The sequence below is a fragment of the Rhodomicrobium lacus genome (assembly GCF_003992725.1).
Classification (GTDB): domain Bacteria; phylum Pseudomonadota; class Alphaproteobacteria; order Rhizobiales; family Rhodomicrobiaceae; genus Rhodomicrobium; species Rhodomicrobium lacus.
This window is the reverse complement of sequence record NZ_RZNF01000003.1, coordinates 21176-39013: the sequence shown is the minus strand read 5'-3', so window position 1 is coordinate 39013 and position 17838 is coordinate 21176. Positions and strand designations below refer to the sequence as shown.

19 protein-coding genes are annotated in these 17838 nt (G+C 63.3%); 11 read left to right on the top strand and 8 right to left on the bottom strand.

What is annotated here, in order from left to right:
- The first annotated feature begins 278 nt into the window (after positions 1-278).
- Positions 279-989 (top strand): retropepsin-like aspartic protease family protein, encoded by a 711-nt coding sequence (locus EK416_RS04940; protein WP_164729870.1) that lies wholly within the window; start codon positions 279-281, stop codon positions 987-989.
- Positions 990-1051: 62 nt separating this feature from the next.
- Positions 1052-1690, top strand: coding sequence for a retropepsin-like aspartic protease family protein (locus tag EK416_RS04935; protein ID WP_127076398.1), 639 nt, complete (start codon positions 1052-1054; stop codon positions 1688-1690).
- Between the two features lie 16 nt (positions 1691-1706).
- On the opposite strand, the gene EK416_RS04930 is transcribed toward EK416_RS04935, so the two are convergent.
- Positions 1707-2435: a DUF1614 domain-containing protein gene (locus tag EK416_RS04930; protein ID WP_127076397.1), complete on the bottom strand. Its 729-nt coding sequence runs from the start codon at positions 2433-2435 to the stop codon at positions 1707-1709.
- A 356-nt stretch (positions 2436-2791) separates the two neighbouring features.
- Between EK416_RS04930 and EK416_RS04925 the strand changes: the two genes are divergently transcribed.
- Together EK416_RS04925 and EK416_RS04920 are read left to right on the top strand one after the other, a co-directional pair.
- The gene (locus tag EK416_RS04925) at positions 2792-4426 is read left to right on the top strand and encodes a CorA family divalent cation transporter (RefSeq protein WP_127076396.1); all 1635 of its coding nucleotides are present in this window, start codon (positions 2792-2794) and stop codon (positions 4424-4426) included.
- A 165-nt stretch (positions 4427-4591) separates the two neighbouring features.
- Positions 4592-5014, top strand: coding sequence for a hypothetical protein (locus EK416_RS04920; protein WP_127076395.1), 423 nt, complete (start codon positions 4592-4594; stop codon positions 5012-5014).
- A 22-nt stretch (positions 5015-5036) separates the two neighbouring features.
- On the opposite strand, the gene EK416_RS04915 is transcribed toward EK416_RS04920, so the two are convergent.
- Together EK416_RS04915 and EK416_RS04910 are read right to left on the bottom strand one after the other, a co-directional pair.
- On the bottom strand, positions 5037-5711 hold the full coding sequence (locus EK416_RS04915) for an alpha/beta hydrolase (RefSeq protein WP_127076394.1): 675 nt from the start codon (positions 5709-5711) through the stop codon (positions 5037-5039).
- Between the two features lie 23 nt (positions 5712-5734).
- Complete coding sequence (locus EK416_RS04910; RefSeq protein ID WP_127076393.1) at positions 5735-6019, bottom strand: BolA family protein; 285 nt, start codon at positions 6017-6019, stop codon at positions 5735-5737.
- A gap of 116 nt (positions 6020-6135) precedes the next feature.
- On the opposite strand from EK416_RS04910, the gene EK416_RS04905 reads away from it, so the two are divergent.
- The 4 genes from EK416_RS04905 (at position 6136) to EK416_RS04890 (ending at position 10507) form a co-directional block, all read left to right on the top strand.
- Positions 6136-6843 (top strand): DnaJ domain-containing protein, encoded by a 708-nt coding sequence (locus EK416_RS04905; protein WP_342634622.1) that lies wholly within the window; start codon positions 6136-6138, stop codon positions 6841-6843.
- Between the two features lie 78 nt (positions 6844-6921).
- Positions 6922-7908 (top strand): cobaltochelatase subunit CobS, encoded by a 987-nt coding sequence (gene cobS / locus EK416_RS04900; RefSeq protein ID WP_127076392.1) that lies wholly within the window; start codon positions 6922-6924, stop codon positions 7906-7908.
- A gap of 104 nt (positions 7909-8012) precedes the next feature.
- Positions 8013-9878: a cobaltochelatase subunit CobT gene (gene cobT, locus EK416_RS04895; protein ID WP_127076391.1), complete on the top strand. Its 1866-nt coding sequence runs from the start codon at positions 8013-8015 to the stop codon at positions 9876-9878.
- Between the two features lie 158 nt (positions 9879-10036).
- A complete protein-coding gene (locus EK416_RS04890) occupies positions 10037-10507 on the top strand; it encodes a hypothetical protein (RefSeq protein WP_127076390.1) in 471 nt (156 codons plus the stop codon).
- A gap of 256 nt (positions 10508-10763) precedes the next feature.
- On the opposite strand, the gene EK416_RS04885 is transcribed toward EK416_RS04890, so the two are convergent.
- On the bottom strand, positions 10764-12239 hold the full coding sequence (locus EK416_RS04885; protein ID WP_127076389.1) for a catalase: 1476 nt from the start codon (positions 12237-12239) through the stop codon (positions 10764-10766).
- A gap of 95 nt (positions 12240-12334) precedes the next feature.
- Between EK416_RS04885 and EK416_RS04880 the strand changes: the two genes are divergently transcribed.
- Positions 12335-13237, top strand: a complete 903-nt coding sequence (locus EK416_RS04880; protein WP_127076388.1) for a hydrogen peroxide-inducible genes activator — start codon at positions 12335-12337, stop codon at positions 13235-13237.
- A gap of 9 nt (positions 13238-13246) precedes the next feature.
- Here the strand turns inward: EK416_RS04880 and EK416_RS04875 are convergent, their stop codons facing one another.
- A complete protein-coding gene (locus EK416_RS04875) occupies positions 13247-14086 on the bottom strand; it encodes a helix-turn-helix transcriptional regulator (RefSeq protein ID WP_127076387.1) in 840 nt (279 codons plus the stop codon).
- A 106-nt stretch (positions 14087-14192) separates the two neighbouring features.
- Between EK416_RS04875 and EK416_RS04870 the strand changes: the two genes are divergently transcribed.
- A complete protein-coding gene (locus EK416_RS04870) occupies positions 14193-15182 on the top strand; it encodes an aldo/keto reductase (protein WP_127076386.1) in 990 nt (329 codons plus the stop codon).
- Between the two features lie 34 nt (positions 15183-15216).
- Here the strand turns inward: EK416_RS04870 and map are convergent, their stop codons facing one another.
- Positions 15217-16050, bottom strand: a complete 834-nt coding sequence (map, locus tag EK416_RS04865) for a type I methionyl aminopeptidase (protein WP_127076385.1) — start codon at positions 16048-16050, stop codon at positions 15217-15219.
- Between the two features lie 252 nt (positions 16051-16302).
- Between map and EK416_RS04860 the strand changes: the two genes are divergently transcribed.
- The gene (locus EK416_RS04860; RefSeq protein WP_127076384.1) at positions 16303-17067 is read left to right on the top strand and encodes a competence/damage-inducible protein A; all 765 of its coding nucleotides are present in this window, start codon (positions 16303-16305) and stop codon (positions 17065-17067) included.
- 2 nt (positions 17068-17069) lie between these two features.
- On the opposite strand, the gene EK416_RS04855 is transcribed toward EK416_RS04860, so the two are convergent.
- Positions 17070-17306, bottom strand: a complete 237-nt coding sequence (locus tag EK416_RS04855; RefSeq protein WP_127076383.1) for a sulfurtransferase TusA family protein — start codon at positions 17304-17306, stop codon at positions 17070-17072.
- Entirely contained in the window at positions 17303-17830 is a 528-nt protein-coding gene (locus EK416_RS04850; protein WP_127076382.1) for an NADH-quinone oxidoreductase subunit B family protein, read from the bottom strand. The genes EK416_RS04855 and EK416_RS04850 overlap by 4 nt, the downstream gene beginning before the upstream one ends.
- Positions 17831-17838 lie beyond the last annotated feature (8 nt).

Sequence of the window (17838 nt, the reverse complement as noted above, 5' to 3'; positions counted from 1 at the left end):
TTACCTTTGCGGCACCCTTGCGGGCAGACCGGAATCACAGGGCCACAAGGCTTTATCTGACGGGAATGAGCATTCGACGTTTGAGCGAGAGCTTTCGGCAACCCGGGCACAAATGTCAAATTCGCTCCAATACGCATTCTGTTCTCGCCGCAGCGGAACGGATAGGCTGCGCCGAGAATATGGATCGATTCGCGCAGGGCTTCGCTTGTTTGCGCGACAGGGGGCTGACTTTTCCGCGATATCCTCCATATTGCACGCGTTGAAAGATGGTTGGTTCGATGATTTTCCTGGCGATAGGGCTTCTGGCCGTCAGTTTCGCGCTCTACCTGCTGACAGGCGACGGCGACACCATCGCCGGCCTTCCGCGCGACGAATTTCCGCGCGTCGCCGCACTCCTCGCACTCCTCATCTTCCTGATGGCAGGGGTTACGCGGCTCACCGCCGGACGCGTGGGCGACGCGCTCAAGGCCCTCGGAAGCTGGGCGGCGATCTTTCTTGTCGTCATCTCTCTTTATACCTATCGGACGGAACTGGGGGAGGTGCGCGACCGCGTTGTCGAGGAACTCAACCCCGGCACGGTGCAGACGGTTTCACCGGGTACGGAAGGCACGGGCAAGGGCGCCGTGGTGTCGGTCAGGCGGCAGGGCGACGGCCATTTCATCGCCAAGGTGCAGGTGAACGGCAAAGCGGTCCGCATGATAGTCGACACCGGCGCATCCACGGTCGTTCTTCGCCCAGAGGATGCGCGCCGCGCAGGGATCCTCCTCAGCGCGCTCGATTATACCGTGCCTGTCGATACGGCCAACGGCCGCGCTTTCGCCGCGCGCGTGAAGCTCGACAAGGTCTCGCTCGGCGCTGTGACGCTCGAAAAGGTCGATGCGCTTATAACGCGTCCCGGAGCGCTGCATCAGAGCCTTCTCGGTATGAGTTTTTTAAGCCGATTGCGGTCTTATGAATTCTCAGGGAACAGGCTCATGATGAAGAGTTAGGGCGAGGCGCGCGCCCCCACTTTCATCGCGGTGCCGGTCGTTACGGGGAATGGTAGCCGCCGATGGAAAGCCGGTCGTTTCAGCGATTGATCGCGAAGGAACTCTTCGTCTGGTCGGTTGCGTTGGTTGGAGCCTACGCCACGTTCCATTCGTTCGAGCCGCTCTACGAACGCGTTCGGCAAGCGGCGAACGATGCCGGGTTCTCGCATCTTTTCAGTTTCGAACAGACATCGCCGGGAGTGTCCCGCTTCAACACGCGCGTGTTGACGGCTTCATCGCTGCCCTTGCGCGGGACGATCAACGCGGGGCAAGCCGATCAGGCCGCCACGGCGCGCAAGGTTGTGCTGAGCGCCAACGACTATGGCCATTTTCACGCGATGGCGTCCATCCGCGGCCAGCAGGTCGAGTTCATGACCGACACGGGCGCGACCTATGTCGCGCTGTCCTATGAGACGGCGCAAAAGCTCGGCCTTCAGCCGCAATCCCTGCGGTTCAACGGGCGGTCTACAACCGCAAACGGCGTGGCGCGTGTGGCGTCTGTGACCCTCGATCAGGTGCGTATCGGCGACATCACGGTGCGTGACGTTCAGGCCGTGGTGGCAGAGCCCGGCCGCATGGCTCAGAATCTTCTGGGCATGAGCTTCATCAAGCAGCTCTCCGGCTTCGAGTTGAACGGCTCGAAGCTGACGATGATCGAATAGCGTCGGTCTCGCGGCTTCAGGCGCGCTGGGCTGCGCGCCGCTCGCTGATCGCGCCGACGAGGCTCGCGAGCAGCACGGCGAAGATGCCCGTCACGAAGATGCCGTCGAACGTCCCGGCGCCGCCGATGGAGGCGACCGGCGTGCCGATCTTTCGGATTTCGTCGAGGTTGAGAAGATCGGCGCCGATGAGCGTGCCGAGACTGCCGCTGACATAGGCGACCGAGGGTGCCTTGCTCCAAGCCACGATCAGCGCGGCGGCACAGGCGAACAGCGGCGGAATGAAGATCGGGATCATGATGCCGGCACCGGGGACAGGCTCGGCGACCATGTAGCAGACGGCGCTGACGATGGCCGTAGCCAGGATGCTCGGCAGCCAGATCCTGTTCGTCACCAGGAGATAAAAAGACAGAAGGATCGGAATCACCGCGCCGCCGATGTTGATGGCGATGATGGTTCCGGGCCAGTCGACCTCTTTCGGCAATGCGACTTCCATGCCGAAAAAGTCCACATATTGGCGCACGACCACCGTTTCGCCGGGAAAATGCGCGAGCGGGATGTTGACATAAGAGCCTGCGAGGCTCGCCAGCAGCAGCAGGATGGCCGACAGCGGCGTGATCCCGAGGCGGGTATAGACGTAGCGGATCAGGCCGATCTTGATGAGAACGCCAAGGACGAGCAGGGCGCCCATCAGCGCGATGTACAATTCGCTGGATACCGGCAGGTAGTCGAGATGGCTCGAAAGCATTGCGTCTTCCTTGCGGCTGGGGCGCACGGCCCTTTCTGGAAACGTGCGAAGGGTTGATCTCGATCCGTCGACGGCCTGACGTTCGCGTCGCGGACGCGAGGACACCGCCGCTACAGTCCGGTGACCGCCCTTTCGACAAAAAGTGCGCGTCTCGTCGGAAGCGCTTCCCGGGAGCCATGCTAAGCCACGGGGCTGAGAAAATCGTTGAGAACCCCGAGCCTTCGAGCGGACCCCGGCCCTTACGACCGGATGATGCCGATCCCGCGAATTATTTCGAACGGCCACGCGTTCGTTTCGTGAAACCGTCCTGAATCTGGTTTAGCTTCTCGCGAGTTTCAGGAAGGCCGCAGGTTCGCATGCAAGACAAGGTGATGCTTCCCGAGGAAGCGAAAACGCGTCCCGCGCGCATGGCGCAGCATTTTCGCGAAATCGTGCTCTGGCCGCTCCAGATCGTCACCTCGGGCGAGAAGAGCGGGTTCGGAGGCTGCGGCGCGCTGTTCGACAAGGAGAGCGAAGACACGCCGTGGCGGTCCGCAGGGCCGTTCGGCGGCGATCATTTCGAAGAGCGGCATTACCGCGAGTTCATCTCGTTCCTTCCACACGCACAGCGCTTTCTGTATGGCGATGCCCCGGATGCCGCGCGGAAGAATCCCGGCGACCTGCCGATGAAGGTCTATCGGCGCAGCGACATCAAGAAGGTGCGCATCACGACGGAGCGCGGCGCGACCCCCGTGATTTGCGATGTTTCGCATATCGATCTGTATTTCTTCTATGAGGTGAACACGGCCATTCTCGTCTGCGAGATCGGGGCCGAGAACATTCCGCTCGAAATAGCGCAGGGTGTGACGCAAACCTTCGGGCGAGCCTATCCGGCCGGGTGGACGAAGGACGGCCAGCCCGTCCACTGCGCGGCCCGCGTCGAATGGCTCGACGAGGCCGGCGCCGTTCTAAGTGCGTCCGATTACGAAGACCGCGAACGTTATATCGACTTCGTCGGCAGCCGCCGCTCGCCCTGCATCGCGCGGCACTGGGAATTCGTGCTGTCGCCCATCGTGAACGCAGCGTCGAGCGACACGGGCCGCCTCAGGTTCCGCGAGATAGAATATTACCGGATGCCTGTGATGACCTATATCACGCTGCCGTCGCTCGACGTGCTGACGAAGCGCGATTACATCGCGTTGACGCTCGCGACACGGCCGTCGAAGACCGGCATCATGCCCTATTCCAAACGCTTCGTGCAGAAGTTCGAGGCGAACCACGTCTACGACCGCATGTATTCGGGCGGCCTCGACGCGCCGGAACTCGAAACGCGCTTCCTGACCTCCGGCGAAGCCTTCGCCATCGTCTCGGCGGGCGACAACCCGAGCCTGACGGACGACCAGCGCGGCTTGTTGAGCCAGTTCCGGCATCAGTATTTCCGGCTGTTCCTCGTCGCCCACTTCCACAAGGCTTCGCTCCTGATGATCTCGGATCAGCTCGTTGCGACGTTGAAGCGGCTCGATCCGTCGAAGCCCGACTCGCGCATGGCGTTTCGCGACGAGACGTTGTTGTTGCAGGAGAATTTCCTGCGCTTCTCGCAACGCTATTTCTTCACGGAGCTTTCCGGCCGGGCGCATGTCCGCGACCTGTTCCGCATGCTGCGCAAACATCTCGCCATCGATGCGCTTTTCGCCGAAGTCCGCAGCGAACTCTTCGATCTCGTGAAGTATCTCGACAGCAACGCGCTGCGCAAACAGAACGCCTCGATGCACCGGCTCACGGTCGTCACCACGGTCGGCCTGATCGGCACCATCGTGACGGGGTTCCTCGGCATGAACCTGATCGCCTACGCCGAAGAGTCCATGTCCTTCCGCGTCGAATATTTCTTCGCGGTGCTGGTCGCGGTCACGGTCTTCGTGGGGCTCACGATCATCTATTCGCGACGGCTCACGGACCTTTTCGACACGCTGTCCGGCGAGAACCAGCGGGACCGCGAAGAGCCTCCGTCCTGACGGGCGCTTCAGGGGAAGCATTTAAGCCGCGTGTCCATCGGCGGTCGCGGCGGCGTGGCGCCAATGGCGCACCCTTCGCAAAGACCGACTTAGTCATCCATGCGCATGAGGCGGCTATCGCCTCGGAAATGATAAAGTCTAGGTCGGTCAATCGGAGGGGACGTCATGGGCATATGTGCAGGCTTTTCAACCGCGCGGGCCGCCTTAATTGCGGTTGCGCTTGGGGCGGCTGCGGAAAGCGCTTTTGCGGAAACGATCGACGTTTATGACGACCACGGCGGCTCGGTCGCAGCCTACGATCAGCGTTGGGCCGACCATGCGCGGCGCGGCGTCAACGTCCGTATCGTTGGTCCATGCCAATCGGCATGCACCGTACTCCTCCGCCATATCCCGCGCAGCCGAATCTGCGTGACGCCCGCTGCTTCGTTCGGCTTCCATCTCGCGAAGTCACAGCGCGGCACGGACCTGCTGCGGGCGAGCTACTCGCCCGATATTATGGGCTGGATCAACAGGCATGGCGGGTTGACGCATGACTTCATCTGGATGAGCGCCCCAGATACCTATCGCTTTTTCCGGAAGTGCGGGTAGTTCCGGCGAGATGCTGTAACGCTCAGTCGAGGTCGAAGCAGGTCCGAAGGAATTGGCCCGACGCAAGGAGGCCGTGCCCGTCGATGCCGTGGCCGAGGCCGGGGCGGATCTGCCATTGCACCGGCACGCCGGCGGCTGCCAGCGTCTCGCGCGCGAGATGGATCGCGGCGACGGGGATCACTTCATCGGCCGAGCCGTGGAGGAGCAGAACCGGCGGCTTCGCCTTTATTTCATCCGCGAGCCGCGCAGCGCCCGCGAGATGGCCCGAAAAGCCGACTATGCCCGCAACCGGCTCTGGCAGGCGCAATCCCGTTTGCAGCGCCATCATCGTGCCCTGGCTGAAGCCGACCAGCGCAACCTTCGACAGCGGCAGCCCGGCGTTTTTCGCCTCTGCCTCGACGAAGGCGGCAAGCGCAGGCTCGGCGTTGCGGACGCCTTCTTCCCACTCCCTTTCGCTCCGTGTCGTGAGAGCGAACCATTGCCGCCCGCCGAAATAGCCGGGGATCGATTCCGGCGCGTCGGGCGAGACGAATGCGGCGTCCGGCAGAAGCGGCGCCCATTCGCGGCCGAGGCCGATGAGGTCGTTGCCGTCGGCGCCGTAGCCGTGCAGGAAGATCACGAGTTGCCGCGCCGCTCCGCGCGAGGCAGGGGCAAGGCGAGGGCCGTCGAGAAGGGCTTGCGATACGTTCGCTGACATGTCGTCTCCGGAAGCTTGATCGATTACGCCGTTTCGGGGGGCGTCAGCGCCTTGATGGCGAGAGCGTGGACCGGGCCGGCAAGTTCTTCGGCAAGGGCCGCGTTCACCGCGCGATGGCGCTCGACCGAGCTTTTTCCCTCGAAGGCCGCCGACACGATCCGCACGCGAAAATGCGTTTCGCCGGACGGACCGGCGCGCCCTTGCTGCTCGACATGATGAGCGTGCTTGCCCGATTCATTTTCAATGGCGAGAGCCATCGGAAGAAACGCATTTTCCAGTTTCTCTCGGATAGACTTTTCGACGGACATCGAACCTCCAGCCTCGAATACACAGGCGCAATTCCTGCTACAATTTACGAGGTACGATTTGGCGTTCTGTCAAGACCTTGTAAGGAGTTGCAGCTGGCCGCATACTGCGGTTGAGAGTGGATGCGAAGCCGGAAGCATCCGCACAGAACCTGGTTCCGGCAGGCGACACCCGTTTCCGCATGAAGCTCGACTCGAAATATTTCGACAGCATCCGCGTGACCAAGGGGCGCGGCCGCGGGCGTGCCGACAAGCCCGCCGCCGCGGCTCCGCGCACGTGCCAGTGGCGCGGGTGCACGAAACCTGGACCGCACAAGGCTCCCAAGGGCCGGGACGCCGAAGGGGAATATTACTATTTCTGCCGCGACCATGTCGTCGAGTACAACAAGACCTACGACTATTTCGCGGGCATGAAAGACGAAGATGTCGCGGACTTCCAGAAGTCTGCGGCCACCGGTCATCGTCCCACCTGGTCGATGGGCGTGCACGGTCACGATGCGCCGGAGCTTCACGCCGCACGCGATGCTGCCGCCGCAGCGGCAGCCAGCGATCCGTTCGAACTCCTGAAACGGGTGCGCGGGCGCGAGCAGGCGCGATCCGCCGAAGCGCTCAAACAACGTCGCGCAGTGTCAAAGGGCGCGCTGAAACATCTTCAGGCGCTTAACCTTGACGAGACAGCCTCACCCGACGACATCAAGATTCAGTTCAAGGCCCTTGTAAAACTTCATCATCCGGATCACAACGGCGGGGATCGCAGTTCCGAGGATCGCTTCCGCGAAGTGCTCGCAGCCTATAATTATCTGAAACAGTCCGGTCTCGTTCGCTAGTGCCGATCTCTGGCGGGCGGCCCGACCGGATGGCAAGCCGGGGAAGCGCTGGCGCGAAAACAATCCCGAGGGGAAGCCATGACCAACGGTGAAGCAGGCCTGGCGGGCCTGCCCGACATGAAAGTTTCTGTCCGTCAGGTGTTCGGCATCGACAGCGACATGGAGGTGCCGGCGTATTCGCAAGCCTCCGAATATGTGCCCGATCTCGATACCGACTATCTTTTCAACCGCGAGACGACCCTCGCGATCCTCGCGGGCTTTGCGTACAACCGCCGCGTGATGATCCAGGGCTATCACGGCACCGGCAAGTCGACACATATCGAGCAGATCGCTGCGCGGCTCAACTGGCCGTGCGTGCGCATCAATCTCGACAGCCACGTGAGCCGGATCGATCTCGTCGGCAAGGACGCCATCGTGGTGCGCGACGGCCAGCAGATCACGGAATTCCGCGAAGGCATCCTGCCGTGGGCTTTGCAGTCGAACACCGCGCTCGTGTTCGACGAATACGACGCGGGGCGCCCCGACGTGATGTTCGTCATCCAGCGCGTGCTCGAAGTGTCGGGCAAGCTGACGCTGCTCGACCAGAGCCGCGTGATCCGTCCGCATCCCGCCTTCCGCCTTTTCGCCACCACGAACACCATCGGGCTTGGCGACACGTCGGGCCTCTACCACGGCACGCAGCAGATCAATCAGGGCCAGATGGACCGCTGGTCGATCGTCGTCACGCTCAATTATCTGCCTTACGAGGACGAGGTGAATATCGTGGTCGCCAAGGCGAAGGGCTACGAGAGCGACGTCGGCCGCCGCACCGTCGGCAATATGGTGCGCGTGGCTGAACTGACACGCACGGCTTTCGTGAATGGCGATCTCTCCACCGTCATGAGCCCGCGCACGGTCATCACCTGGGCCGAAAACGCGACGATCTTCGGCGATGTGGGCTTCGCGTTCACGCTGAGCTTCCTCAACAAATGCGACGAGTTGGAGCGCGGTCTCGTGGCCGAGTTCTATCAGCGCTGCTTCGGCGAGGAACTGCCTGCGTCGACCGCCAATATCGCGCTCGCCTGAGCGCTGCGGGCGCGGCAGCGGCATCCGGGCCGCGCGCAAACAAGATCCGGGAGCGGCACGCCGCTTTCCGGCAAGACCGATAAAGCGCCTTGAAGGCTACGCCCATGCCGAACACTCCGAAGAGGAAGGCCGATCCGATCCAGCCGTTCAAGCGGGCGGTTTCGCTCGCGACGCGGTCGCTGGCGGAGAGCAAGTCCGTAAACGTCACATTCGGCCCCGAGACGCCCGGCTTCGACGGCAAGACGGTGCGTCTGCCGTTGCCGAGCCGCGCGATCACGAAAAAGGAAATCGCGATCATACGCGGCTATTCGGATTCGCTCGCGCTCATGATCTCGGCGCACGACGAGAAACTGCACAACGCCTATGCGCCGCCCTCCGGCGACGCCCGCCTGGTTTACAACGCGATGGAGCGCGCGCGTGTGGAGGCGCTCGGGTCGCTCCGCATGAAGGGCGTGGCGAAGAATCTCGACGCCAAGCTCGCCGCGATCTACGAGCGTTTCCCCGATCGCGACATCGACCGGCAGGACGCGCCGCTCGCCGACGCTCTTTCGCTCATGGTGCGCGAACGGCTCACGGGGCAGAAGCCGCCACGCGGCGCGAACGGCATCGTCAACGTTTGGCGCGACTGGGTGAATGAGCGCGCGGGCAATATCCTAGATCGCGCCGATGCCACCGTCGCCGATCAGGCCGCCTTCGCCAAGCTCACGCGTGATGTGCTCGTCGCGCTGCAATTGATGGAAGCGCCCGTCGAAGACCCGGAGACGGAGCAGAAGGCCGACGCGGACGAGCAGAAGAACGAGGACAATCCCGGCGAGAGCACGCAGGAGGAAAGCGATCAGAGCTCGCAGGCTTCCGAAGCGCAGGCGGACGACGCCGAAGGTTCGGAGGCGGACGATGAAGCCGACGCCGCCGACATCACCGAGAAGGACTACAAGCCGTCCGAAACAGAAGGCAAGGAGCAGCCGCATTCCTCGCGGCGGCCCAACATGTCGGTTCTCGATGCGCCGGGCGATTTCGGCTACAAGGTCTACACGCGCGGTTTCGATGAGTTCGTGCCCGCGGAATCGCTTTGCGACGCTGACGAACTCGAACGCCTGCGCGCCTTCCTCGACAAGCAACTCGCCGTGATTCAGGTGGCCGTCAGCCGTCTTGCGAACCGCCTTCAGCGCCGTCTTCTTGCGCAGCAGAACCGCTCGTGGGACTTCGACCTTGAAGAAGGCCTCCTCGACACCGCGAAGCTGTCGCGTGTCGTCACCGACCGCTTTCAGCCGCTGTCCTTCAAGCGCGAGCGCGACACCGAATTTCGCGACACGGTGGTCACGCTCCTCATCGACAATTCCGGCTCGATGCGCGGGAGGCCGATCATGGTCGCGGCGTGCTGCGCCGACATCCTCGCGCGCACGCTGGAGCGCTGCGGCGTGAAGGTGGAGATCCTCGGCTTCACGACACGGCAGTGGAAGGGCGGACAGGCCCGCGAACAGTGGCTCGCCGCCGGCAAGCCGTCGCAGCCCGGTCGCCTCAACGACCTGCGCCACATCATCTACAAGGCCGCGGACATGCCGTGGCGGCGCGCGCGGCGCAATCTCGGCCTGATGATGCGCGAGGGGCTTCTGAAGGAAAACATCGATGGCGAGGCGTTGACCTGGGCGCATTCGCGCATGCTGGCGCGCCCCGAGCAGCGGCGCATCCTGATGATGATCTCGGACGGGGCGCCGGTGGACGATTCGACGCTGTCGGTGAACTCCGGCACTTATCTGGAGAAGCATCTCCGGCAGGTGATCTATGAAATCGAGACGCGCTCGCCCGTGGAACTCATCGCCATCGGCATCGGCCACGACGTGACGCGCTATTATCGCCGCGCGGTTACGATCTCGGACGCCGAAGAACTCGCGGGCGCGATGACGGAGAAACTCGCCGAACTGTTCGCCGAGCGCGGGCGCGGCACCGGCGCGCGCGGCAGGTTCCATTAGAGCGGCGGATTTGAAAGCGGCGGCGCTTCCGATTTAGCGCGGCACCACGAGTATCGGTTTGCAACCTTTGGTTGTCCTTTTGGGGATAACCAGCCTGGAGCGAGCCACACGCAAGCATCTTTTCCGATCATGAAGGCCCAAGACCATGGGAGGGCCACATGACCGACATTGCCGCTACGCTGGACGCCTCGGCGACGCTCGCTGCCACGGGGCAAAACTTTCGACCTTTCAAGCCGCACCGCTGGACCGTGCAAAATACGCCGGCGGCGCTGAGGCTCGTGCCGGACCGCGACGGCGTTCCAGTCATTCCGCGCGACGATCTCGATTTTCTCCTGAACGCGAGCGCCCGCGATCTTCTGATCTGGCGATACGATCCGCGCTTCCCGGTGGAGCGGAAATGCGCCTATCCCGAAGCGTCGGGATACCGACCGGATGAACTGATCGCCTTTCTGAAGACGCGTCAACCGCAGGATCAGGCGCGCGTATGTCCGCTTCTGCCGCTCGGACCGGTGAACGCGATGCGGCGAGCGTGGTTCAGCCCGACGCGGGTGGAATTTTTCATCTCGGTCGGCGTCGGCGCGGTCAGCGCGGTCCTGTCATTTCAGGGGATCATGGCCGTTCTGCTTTGAAGCCCCGCCGATGGGCAAGGCCGGTGCTCCACAATAAAAGGCCCCGGAAAGCCTGAGCCTCCGGGGCATTTCTTGAGAAAAACCGCAACCACGGACACGTGATCTGCTGGACGTCACCGGCTAATGGCTGAAAGACGGCGCCATCCGTGTAAGACCATGTGTAACAACAACATAGACCCTTATCGAGCGTTTGATAAGTGTCATTCGCATAAAATTTTGAGGCCGGGCCAAAAGTCGTGGCCCAGCCTCCCCGTGGCTACTCCGCCGCCTTGAGTTGCACGTCCTCTGGGGCAAGGCCGACCTTGGCCGCAACGCCCAGCCCATACTCCGGATCGACCCTGTAAAAGTGCACGACCTGCCGCTTCACGATTTCCACCGGCACGCCTTGCAGGGCTTCGGCGATGTTGCTGAACAGCCGTTCCTTCTGCTCCGCGTCGAACAGCCGGAACAGCGCGCGCGGCTGGCTGTAATCGTCATTGCCGATGCGGTGATTGTAGCGGTCCGCGTCGCCCGATATCCTGAGCGGCGGTTCGCGATATTGCGGTGCTTCCGCCGCGCCACCGAACGAATTCGGCTCGTAAAAGGCGTCGACATTGCCGGTCTGGCCACTGAAGAAGCGCATCGCGCCGTCCTTGTGATAGTGATGCACGCCTGACTTCGGCGCGTTCACCGGCAGCGCCTCGTAATGCGTGCCGAGGCGATAGCGGTGCGCATCCGCATAGGAAAACACGCGCGCCTGCAGCATCTTGTCGGGGCTGTGGCCGATGCCGGGCACCACATTCGACGGCGAGAAGGCGAGTTGCTCGATCTCCGCGAAGTAATTGTCGGCGTTGCGGTTCAGTTCGAGGATGCCGACCTCGATCAGCGGAAAGTCGCCATGCGGCCAGACTTTCGTGAGGTCGAAGGGATTGTACGGCGTCTTGTCGGCGTCGGTCTCCGGCATGATCTGCACGAAAAGCCGCCATTTCGGAAAGTCGCCACGGTCGATGGTGCCGAACAGTTCGCGCTGATAGCTTTCGCGATCCTTGCCGACCACGTCTTCCGCCTCGCGATTGGTGTAATGGCGATGCCCTTGCAGCGTCTTGAAATGGAACTTCACCCAGAAGCGTTCATTCTGTGCGTTGATGAAGGAGTAGGTGTGCGAGCCGTAGCCGTTCATGAACTGCGGCGCGACCGGGATGCCGCGATCCGAGAACAGGATCGTCACCTGATGCAGGCTTTCGGGCGACAGCGACCAGAAATCCCACATCGCCGTCGGCGAGCGCAGGTTCGTCTTCGGGTGGCGCTTCTGCGTGTGAATGAAGTCGGGGAATTTCAGCGGATCGCGGACGAAGAACACCGGCGTGTTGTTGCCGGCAAGATCCCAGTTGCCTTTCTCGGTGTAGAATTTCACCGAGAAGCCGCGCACGTCGCGTTCGGCATCGGCGGCGCCGAGTTCGCCCGCCACCGTCGAAAAGCGCGCGATGACATCGGTCTTCTTTCCGACATCGGAGAACAGCTTTGCACGGCTGTATTTCGTGATGTCGTTCGTCACGGTGAACGTACCGTGCGCGCCCCAGCCCTTCGCATGCACCACGCGTTCGGGGATGCGTTCGCGATTTTGATGCGCGAGCTTTTCGAGCAGGTGGACGTCTTGCAGAAGCACCGGGCCGCGTTCGCCCGCCGTCAGAGAATTCTGGTTGTCGGGAACCGGAGCGCCCGCCGTCGTCGTCAAAATGGGTTTATCGGCCATTTGTTTGCTTGCTCCCTGTTTAGAATTGCTCGAACTTAACCACATAGCTCAATCAGGGCTATTCGCATTATCTGAAGTTGCGATAAGTTTATCTAATGGCAAATATCTCGCTGAAACAGCTTCGTTATTTCGATGCGCTCGCCCGCTCGCTGCATTTCGGCCGCGCGGCGGAAGCCTGTGCCGTAACGCAGCCTGCGCTTTCCATGCAGATACAAGAGCTTGAGCGCGAACTCGGAGCGGCTCTGATCGAGCGCACGCGTACAGGCGCAAAGCTCACACGCGAGGGCGAGGAAGCCGCGCACCGCGTGGCGTCGATCCTGGCCGCCGTTCGCGATCTTGAGGCATCCGCGCGACAAGGTGACGCGCCCTTGTCCCACGCGCTTCGGATCGGCGTCATTCCGACCGTGGCCCCGTATATGCTTCCGCGCCTGCTGCCCGTGCTCCGCGAGGATTATCCCGATCTCGACGTCGAACTGCGCGAAAGCCAGACAGGGCACCTCCTCGCCGACCTCGCGGGCGGACGGCTCGACACGGTGCTGCTGGCGCTTCCCGTCGATCTCCCCGACATCGAAACCCTCCCGTTGTTCGAGGACGAGTTCGTGTTCGCCGTGCCGGAAAGCCGCGTGGTGCCCGAGGGGGCGCTTGCCTCGCCGGACATGTTCGTCAATGAACGCATTCTGCTTCTCGAAGAAGGCCATTGCCTGCGCGATCAGGCGCTGAGCGTGTGCTCCCTGAACCGCGCGGGCAAGCTCGACACGATGGGCACGACGAGCCTTTCGACGCTGGTGCAGATGGTAGCGGGCGGCTTCGGCGTGACGCTGCTGCCGCGCATGAGCCTGGCCGTCGAAGCGCGGTCCGGCGTGCGGCTGATGCGCTTCGCGCCGCCGGTCCCGCACCGGACCATCGGCCTCGCCTGGCGCACATCGTCTCCACGCAAGGCGGATTTTCGCGAGCTTGGACGGATTGTGGCGACGCTGGGCGCCGGACTAAGCCAATGATCGGCGGGGTCAGTCGCCGTCGACCAGCCGCGCGATCTTGCCCGCCGTGTCCGAACCTGGCGCGGGCGTGTAAACCACCATGCGCAGGTCCGGGTCGCTCTCCACGATGAAAGCCGTGTATTCGAGCAACATCAGGCCGACCTTCGGATGGCGCACGGCCTTCACGCCCTCGCCGTGATTGCGCACGTCGTGGCGCGGCCACCACTGGTGAAACTCGGGGCTCAGGCGGTCGAGTTCGTCCACGAGTTCCAGAAAACGCGGATCGTTGCCCGCGCGCGCGAAATCGGCGCGGAAGATGGCAAGCGCCTTCTTGGCGTCCGCCTCCCAGTCGACCATCAGCGTTCGCCACGCGGGGTGCGTGAAGACGAGACGGATCGAGTTCCGCTCATGCGGCGCCATCGCGCCATAATCGGCAAAGGTCAGCGCAACGGCGCGGTTCCAGCCGACGATGTCCCAGCGCTTCGTTCGGATGTAGGCAGGAGAATAGGCGAGCCCGTCGAGCATGCGCTGGAGCGCTGCCGTGACCTCGCGAGGCCGCCATTCGGCCATCGCTGGCGGGCGCCCTTGCGCCAGAAGAAACAGGTGCTCGCGCTCGGCGCGGTCGAGCCGCAGCGCCCGCGCGATGCCTTCAAGGGTTTGCGTCGAGACCTGAATTTCGCGGCCCTGTTCGAGCCACGTGTACCATGTCACGCTGACACCCGCGAGTTGCGCGACCTCTTCACGGCGCAGGCCGGGCGTGCGGCGGCGGCCCGCCGGAAAACCGCAGTCTGACGGGTCCAGCCGTGCGCGCCGCGACTGAAGAAACTCGCCGAGCGGGCGGCGATCATATCCCACGTGAGCGAGCGACATGGCAATCCGTCATCCTGTTAGCGCCAATACCAGTATAAACTGTGGCCTAGTAACATTATGCAGCAAGGTTAAGATGGCGTCGAGGCAATAACGAAAGGAGCCTTTCATGGAAAAGCGCAAACTCGGAACGCAAGGGCTCGAAGTGTCCGCCCTTGGCCTCGGCTGCATGGGCATGAGCTACGCCTATGGTGCGGCTGACGAAGCCGAAAGCATCGCGGTTCTTCACCGCGCGCTCGACCTCGGCATCACGCTGTTCGACACGGCTGAAATGTATGGGCCTTTCACGAACGAAGTGCTGGTAGGGCGCGCGCTGAAAGACCGACGCGACGAGGCGATCATTGCGACGAAGTTCGGCTTCGTGATCAAGGATGGCGCCCGCGAATTCAAGGCCAACGGCCGCCCGGAGCATGCGAAGAAGGTCTGCGACGAGTCGCTGAAGCGCCTCGGCGTCGACCACATCGACCTCTATTACCAGCACCGCGTCGACGTGAACGTCCCGATCGAAGAGACGGTGGGTGCGATGGGCGATCTCGTCCGCGCGGGCAAGGTGCGCTATATCGGCCTGTCGGAAGCGTCGCCCGCAACGCTGCGCCGCGCGCACAGGGAGTTTCCGGTTTCGGCGCTGCAAAGCGAATATTCGCTTTGGGAGCGAGGTGTCGAGGACGAGGTGTTGCAGACCTGCCGGGAGCTTGGCATCGGCTTCGTGCCGTATAGCCCGCTTGGCAGGGGCTTCCTCACGGGCACGGCCAAGCGGGCGGAGGAATATCCCGAGGGCGATTTCCGTCGCACGCAGCCGCGCTTTGAAGGCGAGAATTTCGACCGCAACATCAAGATCGTCGATGCCGTGAAGGCAATCGCGAAGGCCAAGGGCGCGACGGCGGGGCAGGTTGCGCTCGCGTGGTTGCTGACGCAGGGGCCGGACATCGTGCCGATCCCGGGAACCAAGCGGCGCAAATATCTCGAAGAGAACGTCGAAGCGGCACAGCTTGCCCTGACCGCCGACGACCTTGCGGCGATCGACGAGGCCGCTCCGCGCGGGGCGGCGTCGGGAGAACGCTACGGCAGCGCCGCGCTGCTCGATCTGCTCGACAAGTAGCCGAGGCAAGGGAGCGCGCCGCGCTCCCTTCATCTCACTGCGCGACGGGGTAGGGCGGCTGATGATAGCCCTTGGGGCTGTAGGTAAAGACCTCGACGCCCGTCGCCGTCACGCCGACCGTGTGCTCGAACTGCGCGGACAAAGAGCGGTCGCGCGTGACCGCCGTCCATCCGTCTGACAGCATCTTCACATGCGGCTTGCCGAGATTGATCATCGGCTCGACCGTGAAGATCATGCCTTCCTCAAGCATCACGCCTTCGCCCGGCACACCGTAATGGAGGATGTTCGGCTTGTCGTGGAAGACGCGGCCAACGCCGTGGCCGCAGAAGTCGCGCACCACGCTGCAACGCTCCGCTTCGGCGAAGACCTGGATTGCGTGGCCGATGTCGCCGACATGTGCGCCCGGCTTGATGACCGCAATGCCGCGCATCATGGCTTCGTGCGTCACCTCGATCAGGCGCTCGGCCTTCCGCGGCACCTTGCCGACCGTGTACATACGGCTTGAATCGCCGTGCCACCCGTCGAGGATCAGCGTCACGTCGACGTTGAGGATGTCGCCTTCGATGAGGACGCGCGGGCCGGGAATCCCGTGGCAAACCACATGATTAAGGGAGGTGCAGGTGGATTTCGTATAGCCGCGATAGTTGAGGGTGGCGGGAACGGCGCCGTGGTCCATCGCAAAGTTGAACACGAACTGGTCGATGGACTCCGTTGTGACGCCGGGTTTCACAAGGTCGGCGATCTGATCGAGCGCGACCGCGCAAAGCTGCCCCGCCTTGCGCATGGCCGCGAAGGCTTCCGGCCCGTAAAGCCTGATCTTGCTGTCCTGTGCGAGCCTCACGGGCGCGCCGTAATCCGATCCGTTCATGCCAAGATCCCGCGCGCCCTCGCGCTTGATGGGTCAGTCGATATCCTTGCGCCGGACCCGTCCACCGGCAAGCCGGGGGCAGCGCTCCAGATGTTCAACCCGCAATATGGCAGGTGCCGGGCCAACCCACAACATCTGATGGCCGGATCATGATCGTTGCGAGTTGCGCGGCGCGTTGCAGCGCGCGTGTCGCCATGGCGAGATGCACGCTTTCCTGTTAGTTTCCGCGAAACCGCTTGCGAAGAGGCTCCCATGACCGGCGCGCCAGTATCTGCTTCCGAAGTCACCGCCGCGCTGCTCGTCATCGGCGACGAAATCCTGTCGGGGCGAACCAAGGACAAGAATATCGGCACCATCGCCGACCACTGCACCGAAAACGGCATCCGGCTGAAGGAAGTGCGGGTCGTGGCCGACGAAGAACCCGCGATCATCGCAGCCGTCGATGCGCTGCGCGCGGCTTACGACTACGTGTTCACCACCGGCGGCATCGGTCCGACGCATGACGACATCACGGCCGACGCCATTGCGAAGGCTTTCGGCGTGGCGCTTCCCATCGATGAGCGCGCCCGCGCGCTGCTGCTCGAACGCATCCCCGAGGGCGAGATGACGCCCGCCAGGCTGCGCATGGCGCGCATTCCCGTTGGAGCGGACCTGATAGAAAACTCCGTGTCCAAGGCGCCCGGCTTCATGATCGACAATGTGATCGTCATGGCGGGCGTGCCCTCGATCATGCAGGCGATGCTGAAGGCGGTAACGCCGAGACTTCGCACGGGCGCGAAGATGTTGTCCGTCTCGGTGCGCGTGGACCGGCCCGAAGGGGCGGTCGCGGCGCCGCTTGAAGCGTGCCAGCGCGCCTTCCCGGATGTGCCGATGGGCAGCTATCCATTCATGGACGAGGGGCGCTACGGCACGACGCTTGTGCTTCGCTCCGTCGACGAGGCGCGGCTTGCAGCGGCGAAAGCGGACCTTGAGGCGCGGCTTGCCGCCGTTTTCGGCGATCCGGCGGACGGGAGGTAAGGTCAGCCTTTTGCCTGCCGGATCGTGATTTCGAGCGCGCCGTCTTCCGCTTCGCGCGACCCGATCCACACGCAGCCGGAGACGCGGCAGAAGTCGCGGAAGTCTTCCGGCGCGAGCGGATCGGTTGCGAGGATGCGCACGAGCGTGCCGCCTGCTATGGCGCGCAAGTGTTTCTTCGCGAGCAGAACCGGCAACGGGCAGGAAAGGCCGCGCGTGTCGATGGTGATCGTGTCCGTCATCGCGGGGAACGCGTCGCGCCTTCCACGAGCGCCAGCAGCCCTTTCAGAAGGTCGGTTGGCGTCGGCGGGCAACCCGGTATCACAAGATCGACGGGAACGATTTTCGCCACGGCACCCGCGCAGGCATGACTTTCGGAGTACACGCCGCAGCCCGCCGCGCAATCACCCGCCGCGACGACCCATTTCGGATCGGGCGTCGCCGCATAGGTGCGTTCCAACCCCTCGCGCATGTTCCAGGAAACGGCGCCGGTCACGAGCAATACGTCGGCGTGGCGAGGCGATGCGACGAACTTGAGGCCGAAGCGCTCGACATCGTAGACCGGGTTGCCGAGCGCGTGGATTTCGAGTTCACAGGCGTTGCATGAGCCTGCGTCGACTTCGCGAATGGCGAGCGACCGGCCAAGGCGCGCGCGGGCGCGGGTCCCGAGTGCGCGGGCGAGATCGGCCACCGCCGCTTCATCCGGGGAGGGCGCGCGTTCCGTGGCGGGGCCTTTCAGGAGCGCATCGAGAAGGAGAATGTGCATCGGTGTGT